Source organism: Brevundimonas sp. C43, assembly GCF_030732185.1.
Classification (GTDB): Bacteria; Pseudomonadota; Alphaproteobacteria; order Caulobacterales; family Caulobacteraceae; genus Brevundimonas; species Brevundimonas diminuta_C.
Genome location: NZ_CP132231.1, coordinates 279,293 through 296,001, shown reverse-complemented (window position 1 = coordinate 296,001; position 16,709 = coordinate 279,293). Strand labels below are relative to the sequence as shown.

Annotated in this window: 20 protein-coding genes and 1 tRNA gene; 13 read left to right on the top strand and 8 right to left on the bottom strand. The window is 66.9% G+C overall.

Annotated features, from left to right (window positions below; all coding sequences use genetic code 11):
* The first annotated feature begins 34 nt into the window (after positions 1-34).
* From Q9R14_RS01570 to Q9R14_RS01560, 3 genes are all read left to right on the top strand, one after another.
* Entirely contained in the window at positions 35-601 is a 567-nt protein-coding gene (locus Q9R14_RS01570; RefSeq protein WP_306003233.1) for a hypothetical protein, read from the top strand.
* Complete coding sequence (locus Q9R14_RS01565) at positions 598-849, top strand: hypothetical protein (RefSeq protein ID WP_306003232.1); 252 nt, start codon at positions 598-600, stop codon at positions 847-849. Before Q9R14_RS01570 ends, Q9R14_RS01565 begins: the two co-directional genes overlap by 4 nt.
* A gap of 243 nt (positions 850-1,092) precedes the next feature.
* On the top strand, positions 1,093-1,395 hold the full coding sequence (locus Q9R14_RS01560) for a hypothetical protein (protein WP_306003231.1): 303 nt from the start codon (positions 1,093-1,095) through the stop codon (positions 1,393-1,395).
* A gap of 257 nt (positions 1,396-1,652) precedes the next feature.
* Here the strand turns inward: Q9R14_RS01560 and Q9R14_RS01555 are convergent, their stop codons facing one another.
* The 3 genes from Q9R14_RS01555 to Q9R14_RS01545 all read right to left on the bottom strand — a co-directional run bounded on the left by Q9R14_RS01555 (position 1,653) and on the right by Q9R14_RS01545 (position 3,377).
* Positions 1,653-1,922, bottom strand: a complete 270-nt coding sequence (locus Q9R14_RS01555; protein ID WP_306003230.1) for a hypothetical protein — start codon at positions 1,920-1,922, stop codon at positions 1,653-1,655.
* A 2-nt stretch (positions 1,923-1,924) separates the two neighbouring features.
* Positions 1,925-3,115: a site-specific integrase gene (locus tag Q9R14_RS01550; protein WP_306003229.1), complete on the bottom strand. Its 1,191-nt coding sequence runs from the start codon at positions 3,113-3,115 to the stop codon at positions 1,925-1,927.
* A 172-nt stretch (positions 3,116-3,287) separates the two neighbouring features.
* Positions 3,288-3,377, bottom strand: a tRNA-Ser gene (locus Q9R14_RS01545).
* A 139-nt stretch (positions 3,378-3,516) separates the two neighbouring features.
* Here Q9R14_RS01545 and msrA point away from each other — a divergent pair.
* The 6 genes from msrA (at position 3,517) to Q9R14_RS01515 (ending at position 11,107) form a co-directional block, all read left to right on the top strand.
* Positions 3,517-4,167: a peptide-methionine (S)-S-oxide reductase MsrA gene (msrA, locus tag Q9R14_RS01540; RefSeq protein ID WP_039248158.1), complete on the top strand. Its 651-nt coding sequence runs from the start codon at positions 3,517-3,519 to the stop codon at positions 4,165-4,167.
* 71 nt (positions 4,168-4,238) lie between these two features.
* On the top strand, positions 4,239-5,561 hold the full coding sequence (locus tag Q9R14_RS01535; protein WP_306003228.1) for a VOC family protein: 1,323 nt from the start codon (positions 4,239-4,241) through the stop codon (positions 5,559-5,561).
* Between the two features lie 86 nt (positions 5,562-5,647).
* Positions 5,648-7,495 (top strand): acyltransferase family protein, encoded by a 1,848-nt coding sequence (locus Q9R14_RS01530; protein ID WP_306003227.1) that lies wholly within the window; start codon positions 5,648-5,650, stop codon positions 7,493-7,495.
* 152 nt (positions 7,496-7,647) lie between these two features.
* Positions 7,648-9,612 (top strand): glucans biosynthesis glucosyltransferase MdoH, encoded by a 1,965-nt coding sequence (gene mdoH / locus Q9R14_RS01525; protein ID WP_306003226.1) that lies wholly within the window; start codon positions 7,648-7,650, stop codon positions 9,610-9,612.
* A 111-nt stretch (positions 9,613-9,723) separates the two neighbouring features.
* Complete coding sequence (locus tag Q9R14_RS01520) at positions 9,724-10,041, top strand: hypothetical protein (protein WP_055753103.1); 318 nt, start codon at positions 9,724-9,726, stop codon at positions 10,039-10,041.
* A gap of 79 nt (positions 10,042-10,120) precedes the next feature.
* A complete protein-coding gene (locus Q9R14_RS01515; protein ID WP_055753102.1) occupies positions 10,121-11,107 on the top strand; it encodes an SDR family oxidoreductase in 987 nt (328 codons plus the stop codon).
* Positions 11,108-11,149: 42 nt separating this feature from the next.
* Here the strand turns inward: Q9R14_RS01515 and Q9R14_RS01510 are convergent, their stop codons facing one another.
* From Q9R14_RS01510 to Q9R14_RS01490, 5 genes are all read right to left on the bottom strand, one after another.
* Complete coding sequence (locus Q9R14_RS01510) at positions 11,150-11,434, bottom strand: GNAT family N-acetyltransferase (RefSeq protein WP_052689639.1); 285 nt, start codon at positions 11,432-11,434, stop codon at positions 11,150-11,152.
* Between the two features lie 69 nt (positions 11,435-11,503).
* Entirely contained in the window at positions 11,504-11,887 is a 384-nt protein-coding gene (locus Q9R14_RS01505) for a hypothetical protein (RefSeq protein ID WP_306003225.1), read from the bottom strand.
* 10 nt (positions 11,888-11,897) lie between these two features.
* Complete coding sequence (locus Q9R14_RS01500; RefSeq protein WP_306003224.1) at positions 11,898-12,569, bottom strand: hypothetical protein; 672 nt, start codon at positions 12,567-12,569, stop codon at positions 11,898-11,900.
* Positions 12,570-12,651: 82 nt separating this feature from the next.
* Entirely contained in the window at positions 12,652-13,065 is a 414-nt protein-coding gene (gene folB, locus Q9R14_RS01495) for a dihydroneopterin aldolase (protein WP_306003223.1), read from the bottom strand.
* Positions 13,066-13,068: 3 nt separating this feature from the next.
* Complete coding sequence (locus Q9R14_RS01490) at positions 13,069-13,830, bottom strand: SDR family oxidoreductase (RefSeq protein WP_306003222.1); 762 nt, start codon at positions 13,828-13,830, stop codon at positions 13,069-13,071.
* Positions 13,831-14,019: 189 nt separating this feature from the next.
* Between Q9R14_RS01490 and Q9R14_RS01485 the strand changes: the two genes are divergently transcribed.
* From Q9R14_RS01485 to Q9R14_RS01470, 4 genes are all read left to right on the top strand, one after another.
* A complete protein-coding gene (locus Q9R14_RS01485) occupies positions 14,020-14,754 on the top strand; it encodes a hypothetical protein (protein ID WP_306003221.1) in 735 nt (244 codons plus the stop codon).
* Between the two features lie 82 nt (positions 14,755-14,836).
* Complete coding sequence (locus Q9R14_RS01480) at positions 14,837-15,307, top strand: NUDIX domain-containing protein (RefSeq protein WP_306003220.1); 471 nt, start codon at positions 14,837-14,839, stop codon at positions 15,305-15,307.
* Positions 15,308-15,365: 58 nt separating this feature from the next.
* Positions 15,366-16,229, top strand: coding sequence for an alpha/beta hydrolase (locus Q9R14_RS01475; RefSeq protein WP_306003219.1), 864 nt, complete (start codon positions 15,366-15,368; stop codon positions 16,227-16,229).
* A 31-nt stretch (positions 16,230-16,260) separates the two neighbouring features.
* Complete coding sequence (locus Q9R14_RS01470; RefSeq protein ID WP_066624324.1) at positions 16,261-16,707, top strand: DMT family transporter; 447 nt, start codon at positions 16,261-16,263, stop codon at positions 16,705-16,707.
* Positions 16,708-16,709: the final 2 nt, after the last annotated feature.

Genomic DNA, 16,709 nt, shown 5'->3' with positions numbered 1-16,709 from the left:
TAGCCGACCGAACCGCTCATCAGGAGATGTTGTCATGCCCGATAGTTTAGCCGAGCAGATGGCGCGCGTGGACAACGTCGTTGCCATTCAGGGGCGACAGGCAATGTCGTGGTTTTCATCCCTTGTCCGACGCCTCGCCCCCACCGCTCCGGTCGAAGCGAGCGGGTCGGAGCGGGGTCAGGTTGAGCATCTAGCGAAGACTTTGGATAGGTCGCCAGAAGAAATCCGACGTGCGCTTGCGAACCTTGAAGCCAAGGGGCTGATTGCCCTCCGCCCCCATGCCCGCGAAAGGATCCGCAACTATCAGCGGCCGGCGCAGACGGTCCAGCCGTGGTGGTTCGGTGACCCCGCCTTCAAGGGGACAGGGCTCTATCTTCGCGGCCTGCCAGCCCTCGTTCCGACCAACCGCCTGACCCCGCCGAAACCTGGCACACCTGAGCACAAGGCGTGGTCCGCAATCCATCGGGCGCCGCCCGGTCCTGACCGCTGGGCTTTCCGATCCAAGACCTTCGCCGGCATCGCCAATGCGATGGCCGACCAATGGGGCGATCTCGACGGCCTCACTCCAGATCAACGCGACCTTTTCGGAGCTGCAGCATGACCGTGACCCAAGCCCCCACACCCGGCCCGCTGAGCAGGACGCTGTCTGACCCTATGGAGCGCATGGTCGCAGAGGCTTTCGAGTCTGCTGGGATTGGCTTCAAAACTAACACTGCCTGCGGACTGGACTTTGCCATCGACGGAGAGCCGGTCTTTGTCGAGGTAAAGCAGTTTCACACCCCGCGCATACCCGACCGCGCATTCTGTAACAAGGTCCGAACGGCCAAGGCGAAGGGGTTGATCCTGTGATCGCCCTCGCCCTCCGCATGGGCCGCGCCCTCACTCCCACGGCCTGGATCACCATCGCTGTCCTCGCCGCCTTCCTGATCTTCGGCGGCTACTGCGCTCACAGAGGCGCTGAGGGCGTTCGCGACCGTCAGGCGGCCGAACAAGCCAAGGTCGAGCGCAAGGCCTCCAGCGCGCGGGAAACTGCCGCCAGTGAGCGCGCAACCGAAACCCCCATCATCAACGCCCGCGAAAAGGATCTATCCGATGTGGTCAACTCGCTCCCTGATGCTGTCCCTAGCGCTCGCCGCGTCCGTCTCGCTTGCGAGCGGTTGCGCCACCAAGGCGCCGCAGAGCGCCTTCTACCCGAGCCCTGCCGATCTGGCGGTTGAGCCGAAGCCCGTCCTGGCGCCCGAGGCGATCTATTCCGAGGCTGCGCTCGACGCCTACGACATCGCCATCGAGGCGCGGGGTGATCGGCTTGCTGCGCAAATCGGGCGGTTGTGCCGGTTCTTCGACACCATGGGGATGCGAGGGCTGGATTGTCCGCCGCCGCCGCGACCGGGCTAAACCTCCGAAAAATCCGGGGGTATCTGCGCTACAGATACCCTTTCAGCGTCGAGCTTCACGCTCCGCTATCGAGGCCGCTCCGGGAGACCGGGGCGGCTTTCGCCTTATTCCGCTCACAGGAACCGATGGTCACTGCTGGAGTTAACTGCAGCAGAGCCGGCTTATGAGGGTGGTGGCCCGGCAATATGCGCCACCCCATGCGGCGGACGGTCTATTACGTTCCCAGGGTAAGGCCGTCCGCCATAAGCGCCCTCGGTTCACGCCGGGGGCGTTTTGCTGTGCCCGCCCGGTATCAAGCAGCCATGGCCACGCGCCTGGTCGTAATAGTCCGAGATCGAGAACCTGACCTGTAAGGCGGCGCCCTTCGCCCCGCAGGCCTTGCAGACCAAGTGATGCGCGACGAGCGGTAGAGACATCGACGTGTCCAGTCTCCGTGCCGCATTGGCCGGCACATAGCCCGTTCGGCCGCAGTTGCAGAACACGTCCAGGCCAATGCCGTCATCGACCCACGTGGAGATCGGCAGCACGGTCAGGCCTTCAGCGAGTAGACGTTATCGGCGCGAGTGATGCCCATGCAGTGATCGGCCCACGTCTCCATAAGCGGCCGGCGCTTCTCGACGGCGGAACCCCGGCGATAGGCGCGCTCGACGGCAGAACCGACCTGATGGGCCAGCGCCTCTTCGAGCAGTTCGCGCGGATAGTTGGTGCAGTCGCCGGCCCAATCACGGAATGCAGACCTGAAGCCGTGAGGGGTCGCGTCCTTGATCCCCATTTTTCGCATGACCATGGCAAGAGCCATGTCGGACAGCGGGCCCTTTAGGCCGGGGAAGATCAGGCCATGTCGCACGTCGGCGTCGATCGCGTTCAGCACGCCAACGGCGGCAGAAGACAGAGGGACGCGATGCTCTCGGCCGGCCTTCATGCGCTCAGCTGGAATGATCCACGTCGAACCGCTAATTTCGTCCCAGGTGGCCCCCCGCACTTCGCCGGATCGGGCGCCGGTCAGGACCAGGAATCGCAGAGCGTCGGCGGATATGCTGTGGCGCCCGGATAGCTGCTCCAGAAAGGCCGGGACATCCTGATAGGGCATCGCTGCGTGGTGGCCTTGCTCTTTCCTGACCTTCGGCAGCATCCGCGCCATGTGTCCGCGCCAACGCGCCGGGTTTTCCCCTGTCCGCAGCCCGCGCACCGTCGCGGCGTCGAGGACCATTTCAATACGGGACCGGACGCGGCGGGCCGTCTCTGGTTTCGTCGTCCATATCTCGCGCAGAGCCTTCAACACCATTTCGGTGTCGACGGTGCTGACCTCGGCCTTCCAGATGGCGGCCGCGTGCTGGGTCAGGGAGGCTTCCCACTGCGGACGCTGCTTCGGGGACTTCCAGCCCCTCTCCAGCCCATCCATCAGGTCGGCGGCGACGGCTGAAAAGGTTGTGTCCGGTTTCGGCGCATTCGCCTTGCGCCGTGCCTCGATCGGATCAATCCCAGCTTTGATCTCGGATCGCACCTTGTCAGCGGCCGCGCGGGCTTCGGTCAGCTTGACGGCCTCCAGGCTCCCAAGGCCCATCTCTCGCCGGCGTCCGGCTCGATAGAAGATATAGACCCAGCGCCGCGATCCGGTCTGATCGATCCGCAGATAGAGTCCGGCCCCATCCGCGAAGAGCCCAGGCTCGCGCATCCCCGGCACCTTCTTGCCGTTCAATCTGTTTACGTCGCGCGCCATGGCCTCTCCAGAACGTAAGGAGAACATACGCCGACGACAGAAGCGGTCGCCACCCTAAGCTCGCCCTAAGATGAGCGGTTCGCGTCCCGTCCAGCGATGACGGGCTTGAGGCGCAAATCCTTGCGCAGCGGGGCGCTGGGTTGGCAAGCGGTGACATTGGAGGGCGGGGGTGTGGCGGACAGAGAGGGATTCGAACCCTCGGTAGGCTTTCACCTACACACGCTTTCCAAGCGTGCGCGATCGACCACTCCGCCACCTGTCCGTTTCACGCTGCGTCTTGCGCGCCGCCAGAGGTCGATCCGGCGGGAGGCGGGCCTGATAGAACACACTCGCCCCCTCGGCAAGCGCCTCTCGCATCCCCATATGGACTTCAACGCCATTTTCCGATGAGAGAGCCGCAAATGCTGTTCAAGAAGACCGCCGAAATGCCCACGCCCGAGACCGCCCTGCCCGGCCGCGCCGAGCCGCTGGACACCGATGTGAACCACTATGTCAGCGGTCATCCGCTGAAAGGGCCCTATCCCGACGGGTTCCAGACCGCCATCTTCGGCATGGGTTGTTTCTGGGGTGTCGAGCGCATCTTCTGGCAGTTGCCGGGCGTGTGGGTGACGTCGGCCGGCTATTCCGGCGGGATCACGCCCAACCCGACCTATGAAGAGACCTGCACCGGTCGCACGGGTCATACCGAGGTGGTCAAGGTCGTGTTCGACCCGAGCGTCATCACCTACGCCGAACTGCTGAAGACCTTCTGGGAAAACCACGACCCGACCCAGGGCATGCGCCAGGGCAACGACATCGGCACCACCTATCGCTCGGCCATCTACACGCTGAACGCCGAGCAGCAGGCCGAGGCGGAAGCCTCGCGCGACGCCTATCAGGCCGCCCTGACCCAGGCTGGGCGCGGGACGATCACCACCGAGATCGAGCCGGCGGGCGACTATTTCTACGCCGAGGGCTATCACCAGGGCTATCTGGCCAAGAACCCGGCCGGATACTGCGGCATCGGCGGGACCGGCGTGGTCTGCCCGATCGGGGTCGGCGTCGACGCCTGACCCTTGCGACGGCCGCCGGGTTTCAACCGGCGGCCAGTCGGCCTATGGATCGGCGAAAAATGGGAGCGCTCATGTCCGCCTTCGTCCATCCTGACGAAATTCGCAGCCGGTTTTCGGCCGCCCTGTCCGCCATGTACCGGGCCGAGGTGCCGCAATACGGCGATCTGCTGACGCTGGTGGCGGACATCAATGCGCAGACATTGAAAGCCGACGCCGGCGGCGCGGACCGGCTGGCGGCGTCCGGCGAACTGGCGCGTCTGTCGGAGGAGCGCCACGGCGCCATCCGCGTCGGGACGGCCGATGAACTGGCCACGATCGCGCGCGCCTTTGCGGTCATGGGGATGGAGCCGGTCAGCTATTACAACCTCGCTCCCGCCGGAGTGCCGGTCCATTCGACTGCCTTCCGCCCCGTCGATCCGGCGGCCCTGGCGCGCAATCCGTTCCGGGTCTTCACCTCGCTGCTGCGGCTGGAGCTGATCGAGGACGAAGCCTTGCGCGCGGAGGCGGCCGAGACCCTGGCCCGCCGCGACATCTTCACCCCGGGCGCGCGTGAGTTGATCGAGACGGCGGAGACTGTGGGCGGCCTCGACGAGGACCAGGCCGACCGTTTCGTGTCCGAACTGTTGGAAACTTTCCGCTGGCACGCCCAGGCGACCGTCAGCGCAGAGACCTATGAGCGGCTGGTCGCCGCCCACCGACTGATCGCCGATGTAGTCAGTTTCAAGGGGCCGCACATCAACCACCTGACGCCGCGCACGCTGGACATCGATGCGGCCCAGGCCGCCATGCCCGCGCGCGGCATCAGCCCGAAGGAAACCATCGAGGGTCCGCCCACCCGTACCTGTCCGATCCTGCTGCGCCAGACCAGCTTCAAGGCATTGCAGGAGGCGATCACCTTCCCCGGCGCCGACGGCCCCACGGCCGGCGCCCACACCGCCCGCTTCGGCGAGATCGAACAGCGCGGCTGCGCCCTAACCCCGGCCGGTCGCGCCCTGTATGACGCGGCCCTGGCGAAGAAGGACTTCTCCACCCTGCCCGACGACTGGGACGCCCTGCGCCGTGCCGACCTGGCCTGGTTCCGCTACCGTGCGACACCTGAGGGTCTGGCCGCCCGCGCCGAGACCGCCGATCTGGACGCCCTGATCGCGGCGGGCCACGTGGTCGCCGAGCCCATCACCTACGAAGACTTCCTGCCTGTCAGCGCCGCCGGCATCTTCCAGTCCAACCTGGGATCGGAGGCCCGCGAAACCGCCTATGCCGTCGATCCCGCCAAGGCCGATTTCGAACAGGCGCTGGGCCGCCCGGTCCAAGACGAGATGGCCCTGTACCGCGCCGAACAGGACGCCTCGATCACAGCGACGCTGAAGGCCTTGGGCCTGACGGAGATGGTCTAGTCCGTTCAACCGGATGCGGGGCTGGCGGCGCCCCGCGTCCATCCGGCGTCTTGCCTGATGCGCAGACGCGGATCATAGACGCGGCCGTGAACCCGCCCGCTTCCCCGACCCAGCGCCGTTACGATCTCGACTGGATCCGGGTCGGCGCCTTCGGCCTGTTGATCCTGTATCATGTCGGCCTGGTCTACGGGGTTTATGACTGGCACATCCACAGCGCCCACACCTTCGAGTGGATGCGAGAGGCGATCCTGGTCACCAATCCCTGGCGGCTGACCCTGCTGTTTCTGGTGTCGGGCGCCGCCCTGCGGTTCATGACCTTCCGGCGCACCCCGCGCGAGGTCGCCCGCGCCCGGTTCGAGCGGCTGGTCCCGCCCCTGATCTTCGGCGGCCTGGTCCTGGTGCCGATCCAGTCCTGGATCGAGTCGATGGACAAGGGCGGCTGGCCCGGCGGCGTCGTCGGCTTCGTCGCCTGGCTGAGTCATGAGTTCGGCTGGAGCGGCCTCGCCGACGGCGTGCCGGTCAACCATCTGTGGTTCATCGTCTATATCGCCGTCTACAGCCTGGTCGCCGTCATCCTGTGGCGTCAGCCCGGCCTGATCGACCGACTGGGCAATGGGCTGGAAAAGGCGCTGACAGGCCCGCGTCTGCTGGTCCTGCCGATCCTCTATCTCTTCGCCATCCGGTGGCTGCTCTTTCCCTGGTTCGGCCTGACCAACACCCTGCACAACGACTGGTACAATCACGCCCTGTCGCTGGTCGCCTTCCTGTTCGGCTTCAGCATCGTGGGGCGTGAGAGCCTATGGCGCACGATGGAGCGCTATCGCTGGATCGCCCTGGCCCTGGCGGCCGTCGCCCTGCCGATCATGATGGTCCAGGTCTGGCATCCCGGCGCGCGGGCCTTTTGGGGCGTGCCCAAGGCCGCCGTTTACGGCATCGACCAATGGGCGGTGATCGTCGCCATCCTGGGCTTCGGCTATCGCCATCTGCGCGACCGGGGCGGCCCTGCGCTCAGCTATCTGACGCAGGCGACCTTTCCCCTCTATCTGGCGCACCAGACGGTGCTGGTCGCGGCCGTCTGGATCATCCGCCCGGCGAACCTGCCGGCGCCGGTCGAACTGCTGTCCCTTATCGCCATCACCTTCGTCGGCAGCCTGGCGATCTATGAGGTCGTGCGTCGCATCCCGGCCATTCGCCCGCTGTGGGGGCTGAAGCCGCTGGACGGCCGGCCCTGGCCGCTGGACCTTCATGCCCTGCTGAAGCCGCAGGTTCGCTATCACCGCCGTCGTCGGCTGCTGGGCGTGGGCGTCGCCGCGCCGCTTCTAGCCCTGACGGTGGTCGCCGTGGCCATCCTGGCCTACCCCGGCTTCAACAATGCGACCCAGTATCTGAGCGAACTGGGTGGGGCGACGGCCAAGGCGCCGATCATCTTCAACGGCGGGGTCTTCGTCGCCGGCGTCATGGCCGGGCTTGCGGGGATCGGCTTTGGTCTGGCCATCTACGCCCTGACCGGCGCGCGGGTCGCGGCCTGGGTCATCGCCATCGTCTTCATCCTGGCCGGCGGCGGCATGTCGGCCTCGACCCTGTGGCCCTGGCCCGATCCGCGCCACATGGTCATCAACCTGGCCTTGGGCATTCAGCTGGCGCCGATGCTGCTGCTGTGGGGCCTGGCCAAACGCCGCGACCTGCCGCGCCTGAAGCTCTTCCTCGCCGTCACCTTCGTCGTCATGGCGATCCTGACGGTCCTGACCAAGCACCTCGTCTTCCCCGGCACGGTCAACGACGCCAACGTCGGCTGGTGGGAGCGTCTCTACGCCATCGTCCTGGTCTGCTGGGTAGGGGTTGCAGCCTGGGTGCTGGATCGTAAACTGCTGTCGGTCGCCACGGAGTCGCCGCACGGCCGCCCGGCTTCCGCCCGGTTCGACGTTCCGGCCTGACTTCACCCCCACATTTTTTGGTTTCATCAACATTGCGTGATTGAAAATCGCGCGAATGTGATCGATTATGCAGGTCGTGTTGCAGTGCAGCACTCCGCGTCTTCCCAGCCCTCGGGAGGACATCCGGTTCACACGGGGGCGTCCAGAGCGGCATGAACAAGCTGGCGATCCGGCCTGTCGAACAGGCTGAAATCGAGACGACGATCCACGGCGCGCAAACGCCTAGCTGGTCGTGGCTGCCCGACGAGGCGCCGCTGGCCATGCCGGTCCAGTCCCTGTCCGCGCCCGACGCCGTCGCCGACGTAACGCCCGCGACCTCGCCGCGCACGGTCGCGACGCGTCGCCTGGCCCTGCTGGCCGGCACCATCGTCCTGACTGGCCTGTCGGCCATCACGCCCTTCTACCTCTATGCCCGCAAGGGTTGGGACGGCACCGAGATCCTGGCCTTCAGCCTGTTCATGGTCCTGATCACCGCCATCTCCTGCTGGTTCGTCAGCGGTCTGATGGGCCTGTTCGTCATGCTGCGCGGCAAGGATCAGGCGGACCTCGCCTTCTCGCCGCATCCGCCGATGCCGCGCACCCGCACCGCCCTGCTGATGCCGCTGTACAACGAGGACGCCCGTTCGTCCTTCGCGCGCCTGTCCCAGATCGATTCCTGCCTGGCGCGTCTGGGCGCCTCGTCGGCCTTCGACATCTTCGTGCTGAGCGACTCGACCAAGGAAGACGCCGCCGCCGCCGAGCGTTCGGTGTTCCAGTCGTTCCGCATGGCCGCCAACTCCAAGGCCTTCTACCGTCGCCGCACCGACAACGCCGAGCGCAAGGCCGGCAACTTGGCCGAATGGGTCCGTCGTTTCGGCGGCGCCTATGAGAACATGATCGTTTTGGACGCCGACAGCACCATGGCCGGCGAGACCCTGCTGCGTATGGTCGACGCCATGGAGCGCAATCCCGGCGTCGGCCTGATCCAGACCGCCCCGGTCATCATCAAGGCCCGCACCATCTTCGCCCGCGTGTCGCAATATTCGGTGCGCCTGTACGGCCGCGTCGCCGCCGCCGGCCTGGCCTACTGGACCGGTTCGGAATCCAGCTACTGGGGCCACAACGCCATCCTGCGCACCCGCGCCTTCGCCGCCTGCTGCGGCCTGCCGCACCTGAAGGGCAGGAAGCCCTTCGGCGGCCATATCATGAGCCACGACGTCGTCGAGGCCGCCCTGATGCGCCGCGCTGGCTGGGCCGTCCACGTCACCGCCTCGCTGGACGGATCGTGGGAAGAGACCCCACCGTCGATCACCGACTTCATCCGCCGCGACCACCGCTGGTTCCAGGGCAACCTGCAGCACCTGGGCCTGATCACGGCCAAGGGCCTGTCGCCGATGAGCCGCCTGCAGCTGCTGATGGGCTGCATGGCCTATCTGTCGTCGCCCCTGTGGCTGGCGTCGCTGATGGTCGGCCTGTTCATCCAGATGTTCTATCCGGTCGACTGGACCAGCTTCTTCTACATCCTGAACCCCCAGTTCACGCCCTTCATGCTGGCCTCCTTCCTGTCCGGCGTGCTGCTGATCGGGCCCAAGTTCATGGGCGCCGCCCTGGTCCTCAGCCGTCCGGCCGAGTTGCGCGCCTTCGGCGGCCGCCGAGCCATCGCCAAGGGCATGGCGGCCGAGATCGCCCTGTCGGCCATCCTGGCCCCCATCCTGATGGTCGCCAACACCAAGGCCTTCATCCAGATCGTCTCGGGCCACGACACCGGCTGGTCGACCCAGCAGCGCGAGGCCGACGGCCTGGCCTGGTCGGACGCTTTCCGCGCCATGCGCTGGCAGATGATCGCCGGCGTCGGCTTCCTGGTCCCGCTGGCGGTTCGTCCCGACCTGGCCACATGGTTCGCCCCGATCGTCCTGCCGCTGCTGCTGGCCGCGCCGATCACCGTCTGGACCTCGCGCGTCCGTTCGGGCGACAAGCTGGCCGCCAAGGGCTATTTGGTCACCCCGGTTCAGGACGGCGTCAGCGTCTCGCCGGCCGTCCTGCACACGCCGCGCTCGCCGCTGCGTGCGGTCGCCGGCGGCGTCCTGGCCCCCGTCGCTGCGCCTGCGATGGTCCCGGCACGGGCACCCGAGCGGTAATCGACCGATGCGTGGCGGCCACAGTGTCGCCACAACCGTTACAGCAACGCTCGACGGCAATCTCGATCGGCCTCACCCTAGGGTCCTGTCGTTTGCGGGAGACGTGATTCCATGGCCAAATCCACCGGTTCCGACGCCAAGCCTGACCTGCGGCTCGTCGCGGCCGAGGCCGAGATCTACGACCTGATGAAAGCGCCCGAAACCACCGCCGACCGCGTCAAACGCCTTCAGCTGGAAGCCCACGCCCTGGCGTTGGAAGAAATCGAAGGTCTGGAGCGTCTGCTGCTCGAAGCCGCCGCCAAGGCCAAGGCCATCGCCGACGGCGGCGACGCCTATCCGGTCGGCGCCCGCGAGATCGCCTCGCGTCTCGCCGCCGATCTGCCGACCAAGGCCGAGACCATCAAGACCATCGTCCACCGCGTCGGCTGAAAAAACCGAAGCTGGGCCGTCGGAACGACCCGCCCGCCCGTCCGCTTTCCTGAGGACCCCATCTTCAGGAGACGACCCCATGGACGACCGGACCCACGCGCGCGCCGAAGACATCGCCGATCAGGAACGCGCCATCCAGCGCGACATCGACGCAAAGGACAAGGCGTCCGGCGATGACAAGCCGTCCGGCGCGATGCAGGCCGGCGCCCGCCCCTACCCCGAACCGCCCTTCCCCAAACAACATCAGACCAAGCCCGGCGACGAGGCCGCGCTCGATCCCGCGCCGATGTACGACGCCCCCTTCTGGAAGGGCTCGGGCAAGCTGGACGGGTTCGCCGCCCTGATCACCGGCGCGGATTCCGGCATCGGCCGCTCGGTCGCCGTCCTGTTCGCGCGCGAAGGCTGCGACGTCGTCATCTGCCACCTGGACGAGGACGCCGACGCCGAGACCACCAAGGCCGCCGTCGAGGCCGAGGGTCGCCGCGCCGTGGTGCTGAAGGGCGACGTCTCCGACCCCGCCTTCGCCGAGATGGCGGTCAAGGCGACGCTGGACGCCTTCGGCCGCCTGGATGTCCTGGTCCCCAACGCCGCCTTCCAGGAGCACGTCCCCGCCTTCGAGGACCTGACCTACGAGCATTTCGACCGCACGCTGAAGACCAATCTCTACGGCTATTTCAACATGACCAAGGCGGCGGTCCCGCACATGAAGGCCGGCGGGGCCATCGTCATGACCGGCTCGGTCACCGGTCTGATGGGCAATAAGGATCTGCTCGACTATTCTCTCACCAAGGGCGGCATCCACGCCTTTGCCCGTTCGCTGGGCACGCATCTGGCGCCGCGCGGCATTCGCGTGAACGTCGTCGCCCCCGGCCCGGTCTGGACCCCGCTGAACCCCGCCGACAAGGATGCCGAGGCGACCTCAAAGTTCGGCGCTGACACGGTGATGAAACGCCCGGCCCAGCCCGAAGAGATCGCGCCCGCCTACGTCTTTCTCGCCTCGCCCCAGATGTCCAGCTTCATCACCGGCGAGATCCTGCCGATCATCGGCGGCTACGCCGGCGGATGAACCGAAACCGCCGCCCTGCGATCGCGGGGCGGCGGTGTTTTCTCAGGCCAGCACGTCGTCGTAATCCGGATGCCGCTTGTGCCAGGCGACGGCGTAGCTGCATCGGGGAAACAGCTTCAGTCCCGTCTGGCGCGCATGATCGGCCAGGGACTGCATGAACCGCCCGGCCGCGCCTGATCCCCGCAGCGACGGCTCGGCCTCGACATGCAGGATGATGCGGGCATCGCCCTTCACGGCATAGTCGGCCCAGACCAGGCCCGCGCCCTTGTCGTCGTCGAACGCCTGTTCGAACCGGTTGTCACCTTCGACGTCCTTGAACTGTCCCATCAGGTTCTCCTTTGACGGATCAACCGCCAAGGCCGTCGGGACGTTCCGTGCGTTTCAGATCGGCCCCGTTCAGATCGGCTTGTCGTTCAGCAGGTTCAGCAGGCCGATCACGCTCTTGATCGTGAACCAGACGCTCAGCAGGAACCAGACCAGCAGGAACAGCAGCAGGAACGGAATGCCGATCAGCACGACCGACGCCACGGCGCTGACGAAAATCCCGACCCAGGCCGCGATGGTCCACCAGAAGACCGACCAGAACAGCCGGATCTGCGCCTCGATATGCTGGCGCGCCACGCCCGTCGCCGTGCCGCGCGTGACATAGGACACCACCAGCCCGATCAGAACCAGCACATTGGCGCTGGGGATCGACAGGATGAACAGGGCCCAGGCGATCAGCGCCCCGACCTTGCCCTCCGACGGCTGCCCGGCGATGAAGTTGGGTTCGGTCGTCATCGTCGGTCCTTCAGAACAACAGGCTGCGGGGGTGAGGAACGGCCTGCCCGCTCTTCAGTTTCAGCACCCCGAACGCGCCGCGCGCCAGGACCCAGATCGCCAGGGCGAACAGCACCAGCACGCCGATATTGACCACGATCAGAAGCGCCCCGACGACCGCCGCCCCGACGGCGCCCAGAATGGTGCGCTGCTGATAGACGGCATGGCTGTGCTCCAGCGGATCCGTCGCCCCGTCGCGTCGCATCACCGCCAGCAGGGCCACCAGGCACGACACGCCCAGTGTCGGCACGGCCAGCAGGATCAGCACATAAACGGCGTACAGCCGCATCGGCACGACCGGTCCTTCACGGCCTGAATCCTGAAGTTTCGGCGCCGCCTCGGCCGTCAGACGCTGGCGCACCGCGCGCACGGCCGGCGCCGGCTCGGCCTCGGCGGGCGTCGGCTCGGACCGGGGCGGAAACGGCGCCGTCGGCCGGGTCGTCGGGCCAGACCGGTCGAAAGGCCCCGGCTCAGGTGGATCGAACAGGTCCGGTTCGCGCTCGCCTATGGGAAACGGCTCCGGCTGGCGCTCACGCGCTCGTCCCGCCAGCGACGCGGGCGAGACGAAGCCGACCTCGGCGTCATGATCGTGGTCGTGATCGCGGGGCGCTGCTGGGTCTTTCGGATCGCCGGGTTCGGCCATGAACAACGCTTCTGTCACGCCGGACGCCCGGCTGGAATCTGGCGACGACAATGGCGGTCGGCGCGGCGCGAAGCAACCGCCCTTACCGCCCCAGCACGATCTCGCAGCCCGGTGCCGCGACCGCCGCCAGGGCGCCCGGCTTTTCGATCCGCACCGTGGCCCGCTGCACGTGGTTGTCCTCCAGGCACGCCCGCGCCAGCCGTTCGGCGAAGGTCTCCACCAGCCCCACATGCCCCTGGGCGGCGATGGCGCGCGCGGCGTCCGCCACGGTCTCATAGTTGATGGTGTCGCCCAGCCGTTCGATCGGACGCGGCGCCAGCTCCAGCGTCACATCGATCACCAGCCGCTGCAGCCGCCCCTGCTCGTGGTCATAGACCCCGATCCCGGCCTCGACCTCCAGCCCGCGCACAAACACGCTCAGCCGCTCGAAACGCAGCGGCCCGAAACGCAGGGGATCGTCCGCCGGAACCGGCGTCGCCAGAGGAGAGGAAACCACGCGCTACTCCTGGATGTCGGGGGTGCGCCAGGCCAGATGCTGGCCCCCGTCGACGGCGATCATCTGGCCCGTGACCATCCGGGCGTCAATCAGCCACAGCACCGCCTCGGCCACCGCCTCTGGGCTGCCGGGCGTCTCCAGCAGGGTGGCGCGCGCCTCGGCGGCGAACTCTTCGGGTGTCTGATGGATGGACGGCAGGGTCGGCCCCGGCCCCACCCCATTGACCCGAATGCCCGGCGCCAGCGCCTGGGCCAGGGTCCGCGTCGCCCACCACAGGCCGTTGCGCGACAGGCTGTAGGAGAAGAAGCGCGGATCCGGCTTCAGCACCTTCTGGTCCAGCAGATTGACGATGGCCCCCTCGACCGCCTGGGCGGCGAACGCCTCAGACAGCACGATCGGCGCCCTCAGATTGGTGTCGAGATGCAGGTCCCAGCTGTCGCGCGTCAGGTCGCCGATCCGGTCGTCCTCGAACACCGAGGCGTTGTTGACCAGCACGCTGACCGGCCCCAGCGCCTCGACCGCCGCGGGGATCAGCGCCCGCACCCTGGCCTCGTCCGTCAGGTCGGCCTGCAACAAACACGCGCGCCGACCCAGCCCCGCGATGTCGTCGGCCAGGCTGCGGGCGTCGTCGCCCGACGCATGGTGATGTATCGCCACGTCGAACCCGGCCTGGGCCAGCTTCAGACAGATGGCCCGCCCGATCCGCCGCGCCCCGCCCGTGACCAGGGCGACGCCCCGCTCAGAGCGAGCAGCCGCCTCAGTCAACCCGACCGAACTCGAACACGTTGAACGCCGCCAGAACGGCGATGAAGCCGAAGATGATGCCGAGAGCCAGCATGGAATGCTCCTGTTGTCCGTCTTGGCTTAGAGCGGGATGGGGCGGGGTTCAAGCGGGGATGGCTCGCTTGCCTGAAGCGCGCCTGACGCTAAGGTCCGACCGCAGGGGAGTTTCAAATGTCGCGCATACTGCTAGCCATCATGATGGCCGCGCCCCTGTCGGGGTGCCTGACGACCTTGTATTTGTCGGACCGTCCCAGTCCAGCCATGCTTTCCGAGATGAAACGACGATGTGAGCAGGATGCGGCCTTACGCTGGTTTGGCGAGCGCCCTTATGGGATCGACGTTTGGATGCCGGGCAATCTTTCCCGTGACCCGGCGGATGATCCTGGCTTCCAGACAGCGTCGCAGTTTATTGGAATAGGCAGCGGAGAAGATTTGTGGCTGCGCAGCGGGGTCGCCCGCGCGCTGTACATGAACATGGGGCCGGGGGACGGCTACTATTTCGGTCCCACGCGGGGCGAACCTTCGGGTGTCTACAAGTTCGAACTGGCGCCGGATGGCGATGCGCGTTGCGAGGCGGAAACAGCATGGTTCGCACGATTAGCGTCGCGCGGAATATCTAATCCCGCCAACTATATTGGTCATTGTCTCACCTACAGTTACGTCGGCAAAGCGCCAGTTGGTGCCGCAGTGTTCGTGAAGTTCGATGATGATCCTGAAAAATCACGGGGACTATATCGCTCTGGGGAGAGACTATTCGTAGATGGCCAGCTCAGGGCAGCGATCACCGACTACTGGGCAATTAATCCATCCAGCGCAGCCGAACGAAGAGACCAATGGGGGATAAGGGCCTGTCGACATGAGCCACAACAGGGATTGCTGAGGTTATTCCCAGACAAATCGGCTTGAGGAAGACAGAATAGATTTAAGATTGGCTCCCTTAGCTACAGGCGAGGGTCTTTCACATCGCTGTGATGAAAGCGAGTTCACAATGACCTGGCGCATCCACGTCGAGCCCTTCACCCGCCCGCTGTTCTTCGCTTGGTCGCGTCTGACGCGGGGCAAGACGCTGGGCGTGCGGGCGGTGGCGGTGGATGCGCAGGGGCGGGTGCTGATGGTGCGGCACACCTATCTCAAGGGCTGGTGGCTGCCGGGCGGCGGGGTGGACCGGGGCGAGACGACGCACGCCGCCGTGGTGCGCGAGCTGCGCGAAGAGGCCGGGCTGGTCGCGCGCGGGGCGCCGCGCCTGATCTCGATCCATTCCAACGAACGATTCTTTCCCGGCGATCACGTCGCCGTCTTCCGCATCGACGCCTTCGATCTGAGCCAGCGCACCAGCCACGGCGAAATCGCCGAGATCGGCTGGTTCTCGCCTTCCGCCCTGCCAGACGACGTGAACCGGGGCTGTCACGCGCGTCTGGCCGAACTCTTCGACGGCGCCCCGGTCGATCCGGACTGGTGAGACGGAAACCACCCCTCGCTGCGTTTCAGAATGGTCAAGCCTGCTAAAGGATCGCACCATGCCTCTCTCGCGTCGCCTGGCCCTTATCGGCCTGGCCGTCAGCGCCACCCTCCCCGCCCAAGCCCTCGCCCAGACCCGCAGCGATCGTCGATCGCGTCGCATGGCGCCCTCCGGCCCGGTCGTCGCGCCCGCCCACACCTTCACCTTCGGTCCGGACCCGCTTCAGGCCTGCGATCTCTATGCGGACGGAGGGACGGGACCGATCCTGATGTTCGTCCACGGCGGCGGCTGGTCGCGGGGCGAACGGACCAATGTCGCCGCCTTGCCGGACTATGCTCAGCGGCACGGCTTTACCCTGGCCTCAACCAGCTATCGGCTGGCGCCCGCCGTCAGCGCGCGCGAGTCGGCCCTGGATGTCGCCGCCGCTGTCGCCGATCTGAAGCGCCGCCTGCCCGGACGGCCGATCTATCTGCTGGGCCATTCGGCCGGGGCCCATCTGGCCGCGCTGGTCGGAATCGATCCCGAATACCTCGGCGCAGTTGGGGAGAAACCCTCGGATCTGGCGGGCGTGATCCTGCTGGACGGGGCCGGCTATGACGCCACGGCGCCACGCGGGACCGGCCCGGTCGATCAGTGGCTGGGCCGAACCTATGATCAGGCCTTCGGCGATCAGGCTGCCGCCTTGTCGCCTACTCTGCTTATCCGCCCCGGCGTGACCTATCCGCCCTTCCTCATCTTCCACGTCGCCCGCCGGCAGGATTCGACAGCGCAGAGCCGCGGCCTGGCTGAGGCCCTGGTCCGGGTCGGCGGCCGCGCAGAGGTCGTGGCCGCGCCGGACGACAGCCATATGACCATCAAGCGCGACTTCGGCGTCGCCGGCGATCCGGAAGGAGAACGCGCCGCCCGCTTCATCCGGGGGTAACAATCGGCGAGCGCCATGCTAGCCAAGGGCCATGAACCCGTCCCTGCTCGCCATCCTCGTCGTCATTCTGGCCGGCGGCGCCACCGCGCTTCAGGCGCCGACCAACGCCAAGCTGGCAACCGCCGTGGCCTCGCCGGTCAACGCGGCCTTCATCTCGTTTGCGGTCGGCACGACAGTGCTGGGGATATTGGCGGCGATCCTGCACACCCGGCCGGACATGGCCGCGACGCGGGCCCTGCCGTGGTACGCCTGGCTGGGCGGAGCCTACGGCGCCTGTTTCGTGGTCGCCGCCGCCTGGGGCGTGCCGCGCTTGGGGGTGGCCATGACCATCACCCTGATGGTCGGGGGCCAGCTGTTGCTCAGCCTGGCGTTGGATCATTTCGGGGCGCTGGGGGTGCCGCGCCAGCCGTTGAACATCGGCCGCGTCGCCGGCGTGGGGCTTGTTCTGGCCGGCGTCCTTCTGGTCCGGCGCTCTTGACC

What these genes read in the sequence shown, in the direction of transcription:
- Q9R14_RS01535 (WP_306003228.1), top strand. Translation starts at nt 4,239, where the DNA reads ATGTCCGCCTTCGTCCATCCTGACGAAATTCGCAGCCGGTTTTCGGCC.
- Q9R14_RS01485 (WP_306003221.1), top strand. Translation starts at nt 14,020, where the DNA reads ATGTCGCGCATACTGCTAGCCATCATGATGGCCGCGCCCCTGTCGGGG.
- Q9R14_RS01520 (WP_055753103.1), top strand. Translation starts at nt 9,724, where the DNA reads ATGGCCAAATCCACCGGTTCCGACGCCAAGCCTGACCTGCGGCTCGTC.
- Q9R14_RS01480 (WP_306003220.1), top strand. Translation starts at nt 14,837, where the DNA reads ATGACCTGGCGCATCCACGTCGAGCCCTTCACCCGCCCGCTGTTCTTC.
- Q9R14_RS01510 (WP_052689639.1), bottom strand. Translation starts at nt 11,434, where the DNA reads ATGGGACAGTTCAAGGACGTCGAAGGTGACAACCGGTTCGAACAGGCG.
- Q9R14_RS01475 (WP_306003219.1), top strand. Translation starts at nt 15,366, where the DNA reads ATGCCTCTCTCGCGTCGCCTGGCCCTTATCGGCCTGGCCGTCAGCGCC.
- Q9R14_RS01550 (WP_306003229.1), bottom strand. Translation starts at nt 3,115, where the DNA reads ATGGCGCGCGACGTAAACAGATTGAACGGCAAGAAGGTGCCGGGGATG.
- Q9R14_RS01505 (WP_306003225.1), bottom strand. Translation starts at nt 11,887, where the DNA reads ATGACGACCGAACCCAACTTCATCGCCGGGCAGCCGTCGGAGGGCAAG.
- Q9R14_RS01470 (WP_066624324.1), top strand. Translation starts at nt 16,261, where the DNA reads ATGAACCCGTCCCTGCTCGCCATCCTCGTCGTCATTCTGGCCGGCGGC.
- Q9R14_RS01560 (WP_306003231.1), top strand. Translation starts at nt 1,093, where the DNA reads ATGTGGTCAACTCGCTCCCTGATGCTGTCCCTAGCGCTCGCCGCGTCC.
- Q9R14_RS01500 (WP_306003224.1), bottom strand. Translation starts at nt 12,569, where the DNA reads ATGGCCGAACCCGGCGATCCGAAAGACCCAGCAGCGCCCCGCGATCAC.
- Q9R14_RS01565 (WP_306003232.1), top strand. Translation starts at nt 598, where the DNA reads ATGACCGTGACCCAAGCCCCCACACCCGGCCCGCTGAGCAGGACGCTG.
- mdoH (WP_306003226.1), top strand. Translation starts at nt 7,648, where the DNA reads ATGAACAAGCTGGCGATCCGGCCTGTCGAACAGGCTGAAATCGAGACG.
- msrA (WP_039248158.1), top strand. Translation starts at nt 3,517, where the DNA reads ATGCTGTTCAAGAAGACCGCCGAAATGCCCACGCCCGAGACCGCCCTG.
- Q9R14_RS01515 (WP_055753102.1), top strand. Translation starts at nt 10,121, where the DNA reads ATGGACGACCGGACCCACGCGCGCGCCGAAGACATCGCCGATCAGGAA.
- Q9R14_RS01570 (WP_306003233.1), top strand. Translation starts at nt 35, where the DNA reads ATGCCCGATAGTTTAGCCGAGCAGATGGCGCGCGTGGACAACGTCGTT.